General features: G+C 68.0%; 6 protein-coding genes. 3 read left to right on the top strand and 3 right to left on the bottom strand.

Annotated elements, in window-relative coordinates:
• Positions 1–27 precede the first annotated feature (27 nt).
• Positions 28–1,260 carry a S9 family peptidase gene (locus EEB19_RS22105; protein WP_187589466.1) on the top strand — a complete coding sequence of 411 codons (1,233 nt, stop codon included), beginning with the start codon at positions 28–30 and terminating at the stop codon, positions 1,258–1,260.
• Positions 1,261–1,298: 38 nt separating this feature from the next.
• Here EEB19_RS22105 and EEB19_RS22100 read toward each other — a convergent pair whose 3' ends face one another.
• Positions 1,299–2,621: an NAD(P)/FAD-dependent oxidoreductase gene (locus EEB19_RS22100; protein WP_187589465.1), complete on the bottom strand. Its 1,323-nt coding sequence runs from the start codon at positions 2,619–2,621 to the stop codon at positions 1,299–1,301.
• 33 nt (positions 2,622–2,654) lie between these two features.
• Positions 2,655–2,951, bottom strand: a complete 297-nt coding sequence (locus EEB19_RS22095) for a hypothetical protein (RefSeq protein WP_187589464.1) — start codon at positions 2,949–2,951, stop codon at positions 2,655–2,657.
• A gap of 30 nt (positions 2,952–2,981) precedes the next feature.
• Between EEB19_RS22095 and EEB19_RS22090 the strand changes: the two genes are divergently transcribed.
• On the top strand, positions 2,982–3,524 hold the full coding sequence (locus tag EEB19_RS22090; RefSeq protein ID WP_187589463.1) for a hypothetical protein: 543 nt from the start codon (positions 2,982–2,984) through the stop codon (positions 3,522–3,524).
• A 132-nt stretch (positions 3,525–3,656) separates the two neighbouring features.
• Here the strand turns inward: EEB19_RS22090 and EEB19_RS22085 are convergent, their stop codons facing one another.
• Entirely contained in the window at positions 3,657–5,150 is a 1,494-nt protein-coding gene (locus tag EEB19_RS22085) for an NAD(P)/FAD-dependent oxidoreductase (protein WP_187589462.1), read from the bottom strand.
• 116 nt (positions 5,151–5,266) lie between these two features.
• Between EEB19_RS22085 and EEB19_RS22080 the strand changes: the two genes are divergently transcribed.
• The gene (locus tag EEB19_RS22080) at positions 5,267–6,487 is read left to right on the top strand and encodes a CdaR family transcriptional regulator (protein WP_222929967.1); all 1,221 of its coding nucleotides are present in this window, start codon (positions 5,267–5,269) and stop codon (positions 6,485–6,487) included.
• Positions 6,488–6,508: the final 21 nt, after the last annotated feature.

Below are 6,508 nucleotides of genomic sequence, written 5' to 3'. Positions count from 1 at the left end.
CGCCCCCTCCTGCGAAAGCGCATCCCGATGCATCTCCCACACGCTCCCCACACCGCCTACAGCAACGGCTTCTACTCCGACGCCGGCCGCGACTTCTCGATCCGAATCCTCCTCGGCTACTGCAACTCCGGTGCCGCCGACGCCGGCGAGGTACTCGCCACCATCGACACCGTCGGCAACGGACACGAGCGCGATCTCTTCGACGCCTGGCACCGTCTCGGCCGGCGACTGGTCGCCGAGGCGGACGACAGCGCCACACACGGACACGACGTCAGCGCGGCGTTCGCCTATCTGCGCGCCGCCACCTATCTGTCGGAGGCCTTCGACGCCCTCGACGGGATCGCCGACGACGCCGAGCGCATGCCGGTGTTCGCCGAACACCGGGCCGCCTGGGAGAAGTTCGTCGACCACGGACCGTTCGACGCACGACGACTCTCCATCCCCTACGAGAACACCACCCTGCCCGGATGGTTCCTCTCGCCCACCGACGCCGGCGACACCCCGCGACCCACCCTCGTGATGGTCAACGGCAGCGACGGCGCGGTCTCCGGCCAGTGGTCGGCCGCCGCCCACGGCGCCCTGCGCCGCGGCTATCGGGTGGTCATGTTCGACGGGCCGGGTCAGCAGTCCATGCTGTTCGAACACGGCATGCTGTTCCGGCCCGATTGGGAAGCCGTCCTCACCCCCGTCACCGACGTCGTCGTCGGACTCCCCGGCGTCGACACCGACCGACTCGCCGTCTACGGGATCAGCCAGGCCGGCTACTGGGTTCCCCGCGCGATCGCCTTCGAGCATCGCTACTCCGCGGCGATCGCCGACCCCGGTGTCGTCGAGGTCGACACCTCCTGGCTGGCCAATGTGGGTCACTCGCTGGCCAAGAAACTGGCCGAGGGCAAGGACCACGACTTCGACCAGATGATGTCCATCGGCCTGAAGGCCAACAAGTCGACCAAGCGACTGTGGGACTGGCGCGCCCGCCCCTACGGTCAGGACACCTACTCGGGAACGATGAAAGCCGTTGCCCAGTACACACTCATAGCGGAGGACGCCGCCCGCATCCGGACCCCGATGCTGATCACCTCGCCCGAGCACGAACAGTTCTGGCCCGGTCAGTCCGAGCGGCTGGCGCAGATGTCGGGTGCGGACACCACCGTCGTCGACTTCACCGCCGGCGAGGGAGCGAGCTGGCACTGCCAGCCGATGGCCCGCGCGCTGACCGATCAGCGGATGTTCGACTGGCTCGACGACACCCTGGGCTGAGCCCGACGGTGATCGACGGGGTCCACCGCGACCGCCCGTCAGCGATATGGCTGGCGGGCGGTTTCCGGGTCGCCGTAGGTGATGGCACGTTCCCGCCGCGAGTCGGTGAGCAGCGTCGCACCCCAGTTCACCACGGTGCCCAGACGATTGCGGACGCCGGCGAGGAACGCGATGTGGATGACGCCCCACGCGACCCAACCGACATATCCGGACAGTTGGAGCCTGCCCGACTGCACCACGGCATGGCGCCGCGCGATGTACGCGGCATTTCCCAGGTCGCGATATCGGAAGGGCGCCCGGTCCGTACCGCCGTCGACGAGGTGGGCGATCACCGCACCGACGTGCCGTCCGCCCTGCATGGCCACCTCGGCGACCCCGGGGAGGTTGTCACGGGAACTCACGTCACCGACGACCCACACCTCCGGGTGGCCCTGCACCGACAGGTCGGCCTCGACGGGGATGCGACCGCCGTGGTCCTGCTGCACTCCGAGTGCCCGGGCGAGCACTCCGGCGAACGGCACCGCCTCGACGCCGGTGGTCCACAGTGTGGTCCGCGCCGGATAGTGGAGAACCTCGTGCGGTTCTGCTTTCGACGTGGTCTCCACCTCTTCGGCGGTGACGTTGGTGACGTGCACACCGAGGTGTGTCTCCACGCCGAGCTCGTCGAGGATCTTCTGTGCGCGCCGCGAGAGGTCAGGACTGAAGGAGGGCAGCACCCGGTCACCACCGTGCAACAACAGCACCCGCGCCTCGGCGGGATCGATGCAACGGAACTCGTGATGCAGTGCGATCGTCGCGAGTTCGCGGATCTGTCCGGCCAGCTCGACACCCGTGGGACCACCGCCGGCGACCGCGAAGGTCAGCCACGGCCGACGTTGCTGCGCATCGGGCAGCGACTCGGCCATCTCGAACGCCGCGATGATCTTGCGACGGATGGCCAGGGCGTCGTCGAGCGATTTCATCCCCGGGGCGTGACGACTGATCTCCTCGGAACCGTGATACGACGTCCGCATCCCGACGGCGACGACGAGGTGGTCATAGGAGAGATCCATCGTCGAACCATCGAGCCGGTCGACGGTCAGGGTGCGGGACTGCGCATCGACGTTCTTGGCCTCGCCGAGCACGACGTCGGCGTTGCGTTGGCGCCGCAGCAGATGTCGGATCGGGCTGGAGATCGCACCCTCAGAAAGCAACCCGGTCGCACATTGATACAGCAATGGCTGGAACAGGTGACTGGTGCCGCGGTCGACGACGGTGACGCGGACGTCGGCCTTCTTCAATCGCCGCGCGGCATGGAGGCCGCCGAATCCGGCTCCGACGATGACGACATGAGGCTTTCGGGACGCGCTGCGGAGGGCCACAGCCGTGATTGTTCCAGACCCGGCCGAGAAGGTTCAGGCGTTGCGCGTCACCGCATATGTCGCGCCGGCCGTCGCGGCCGTCACCGCCAACACCGACGGCCACGCACCGATCTGCTTCGCGAGCGGATGCGACGCACCGAAGGCACCGAGATATCCCGCCAGCAGTCCGGCGGCCGCGACCGGGCTCTGCCGCGCCCATTCCCGGGTGCACCACGCGCCCGCCGCGGCGAGGACCACGCCCCCGAGTTCACGGCGGCCCGAGAATCGCGCGGCCGAGTATCCGCCGATCAGCCCCGCCGAGGACACCACAACTGTCGGGTTGATGCTCATTCCCACCACATTAGGCCCACAATGATGGCCATGACCGAGGCAGGTGGCGCCCATCGGGCCGAGTCCGACGACATCGCGGACGTACCCAAGTCCGTGGCGGTGATGTTCCTGAAGGAACGCGTCTACGCGACATTCACCGGACTCGCGATCGTGTTGGTCGTGTACACCTCGACCGGACATCACTCGGCCGCATACGCCTTCGAGATCCTGCTCCTCGGTGTGTTCGCCGTCGTACTGGCGGGCTTCGCCTCCGACGGCATCGCGCACCTGGCTGTGCATCGCACCTTCCCGCACGGCGACGACCTGCGCACGCTGGTCCGCGTCGCCGCCAGTGGCCTCGGCACACTCCTGCTGCCGCTGGGCATGATCACGCTGGCCTGGCTGGACGTGCTGAAACTCAACACGGCCCTGCTGATCTCGGGCTACATCTACATCGCGACGCTCGGGCTCATCGGCTGGCTCGCGGTCCGCCGGGCCGACATCACCTGGTGGCAGAAGCTCGCCGCACTCATCACGCTCGTCCTGATCGGACTCGTCGTGCTCTCGATCCAGGTACTCGCGCACCGCCACTGACGATCCGCGGAAGGTGTCCGCGCAGGTGTAAACGAAAGCGTAGGCGGAAAGGTCGCACGCGCGTGAAGGTGTCCGCGGAGGTGTGAACGCAGGTGTCGGCGGAAAGGGCGCGCGCGGAAAGGCGTACGCGACTCAGACCCCGACCACGCCGGCCGTCCGGTCACGCGCCCGCGCGAAGTGCAGGTTCTCATCGGCGACGTCACCGCGCAGCACCCGCCGGTCGGCGTAGTAGCTCATCGACATCACCCACGGCGCCTTCTCCCCCTGCTTCGGCAGGGTCGCCAGCGCGCGCTGCACATATCCCGCACCGAAGTCCAGCAGCGGCCGGATCGGCATCGCCGGGTCGGCGACCGGCCACACGCTGTCGTGGCCATGGGCGTCCATGTAGCCGAGCAGCTTGCAGAAGTACTCGCAGAGCAGACCGATCTTCAGCGTCCACGACGCGTTGGTGTAGCCGATCGCCAGTGCGAAGTTCGGGATGCCCGACAGCATCATGCCTCGGTAGACCACCGTGTCGGGCAGGGAGACCGGCCGGCCGTCGACGGTGAGCTCGATGCCGCCGATGATCTTGATGTTGAGACCGGTGGCGGTGACGATGATGTCGGCCTCGAGTTCTTCTCCGCTCTCCAGCAGGATGCCGTTCTCGGTGAACTCCGCGATGCGGTCGGTGACGATCGACGCCTTGCCCTTGCGGATGGTGCGGAACAGATCGGAATCGGGCACGACGCACAGACGCTGATCCCATGGGTTGTACGGCGGGTTGAAGTGCTTGTCGACGGGATAGCCCTCGGGGAGCTGGGATTCGTTGATCTTGCGGATCATCCGACGTGCCACCGACGGGAACCGTTGGCACAGTTCGAACAGCAGCCGCTGCTGCGCGACGTTCTTCTGCCGGGTCAGTGCGTATCCGCGTTCGTCGCCGAGGACCTTCTTGAGGGTGTTGGCGATCGCGTCCTCACGGGGCAACGGGATGATGTACGTCGGAGTGCGCTGCAGCATCGTCACGTGCTCGGCGTCGTCGGCCATCGCGGGTAGCAGCGTGACGGCGGTGGCGCCGCTGCCGATCACCACCACACGCTTGCCCGCGTAGTCGAGATCCTCGGGCCAGTGCTGCGGATGCACGATCTGCCCCCGGAAACGCTCACGCCCCGCGAACTCAGGGCTGAACCCCTGGTCGTAGTCGTAGTAGCCGGAACCGCAGAAGATCCATCCGGCGCTGACCCGGACCCGCTCCCCGGTGTCGGTGCGGTCGATCTCCACCTGCCAGCGCGCATCGTCCGACGACCACGCCGCCGACACCACCTTGTGGTCGAAGCGGATGTGGTCGGTGAGCTCGTTCTCGTCGATCGTCTCGTGCAGATAGTCGAGGATGCGCGGCGCGTCGGCGATCGCCTGCTTGTCCGTCCACGGTTTGAAGGCATAGCCGAAGGTGTGCAGATCAGAATCCGAGCGGATGCCCGGGTAGCGGAACAGGTCCCAGGTGCCCCCGGACGTCGAGCGCGCCTCCACGATCGCGAACGACTTCGTCGGGTGCTCAGTGCGCAGATAGCGGGCGGCACCGATTCCCGAGATGCCTGCGCCGACGATGAGGACGTCGACACGATCGGTGGTGGTCGGAGAGGTCACCAGAACTCCTCGGGGTCGTCGCGGATGCGGATACCTACCAGGATGCTCAGTCACGCCGCCCGACGCCAGGGACAAACTGCAACTCCACCTGGTGGCCGATGGTGCAGAATGTGCGCATGTCGGACTGGCCGAAGCCCTCGCCGCGGACCCGTGAGCTGCTGCGCCGCGGCGCGGAGATCGCGCTGAGCCCACCCGAGGAGTGGATTGAGGAGATGCACGACGCCGCGCTCGGGGGCGTCCGGATGACCGCAGTCGCCGACGACCCGGTGCTCGCCGATGGCGCCCGACGCACCAACATCGCCAACATGCTGCACTGGGCCGCGGCCAACGTCCGCGAACCGGGCCGGCGGGTCCCGGTGAACCTGACCGGCGAGGTCCTGGACACCGCCCGCGACCTGGTGCGTCGCGGTCTGGGCGAGTCGTCGCTCGACTCCTACCGCACGGCGCAGAGCGTAGCGTGGCGCCGCTGGATGGACATCTGCTTCGGCCTCACCGACGATCCCGCCGAACTCCGCGAGTTGCTCGAGTTGTCGTCCCTGTCGATCTCCACGTTCATCGACGACACGGTGTCGGCGATGTCGGAGCGGATGGAGGCCGAACGCGCCGACCTCACCCGCGGCACACACGCCGAACGTCGGCAGACGGTGGCGCTGCTCCTCGAAGGCGCGCCGATCCCCGCCGGCCGAGCGGCCGCCCAGCTCGGCTACCGGCTGGACGGCCCCCATGTGGCGGCGGTGATCTGGGCCGATGCCGGCGCGACGACCGCTCAGGAACTCGAGGCCGTCGCCGACGTCGTCACCAAGACCACGACGCGGCGGGAACGACTCACGGTCGTCGCGAGCGCGGCAGCCCTCTGGGTGTGGCTGTCGACGTCGGCGGTGCCGCCGATCCGCCGGATACCCGATCATCCGACCGTGCGTGTGGCATTCGGCCAACCCGGCGACGGTCTGGACGGCTTCCGGCGCAGTCACTTCCAGGCCCTGGCCACACAGCGGCTCGTCGCCCAACTCGCCTCACCCCAGCACGTGGCACGCCACGAGGACGTGCGGCTCGTCGCGCTGCTGACCGCCGACCCGACCGCGACCGACGAGTTCGTCGTCGACACGCTCGGCGATCTGGCCTCGGCGGACCCCGACACGGTCGAGACCGTCCGGACGTGGATTGCCGAGCAGTGCAACACTTCTCGAACCGCTGAACGGCTGTACGCGCACCGCAACACCGTGATCCGACGACTCGCCCGCGCCGAGGAACTCCTCCCCCGACCCATCGCGGAGAACCTCGTCGACGTCGCGGCGGCCCTCGAGGTTCTCCGGTGGCGGCCGGCCGGCCGTCGGTGACTCGTACACGATTCGTCCCCC

Source organism: Gordonia sp. OPL2, from assembly GCF_003797825.1.
Lineage (GTDB): Bacteria > Actinomycetota > Actinomycetes > Mycobacteriales > Mycobacteriaceae > Gordonia.
The sequence above is the reverse complement of the archived record's forward strand: the minus strand, read 5'-3'. Positions and strand labels throughout refer to the sequence as shown.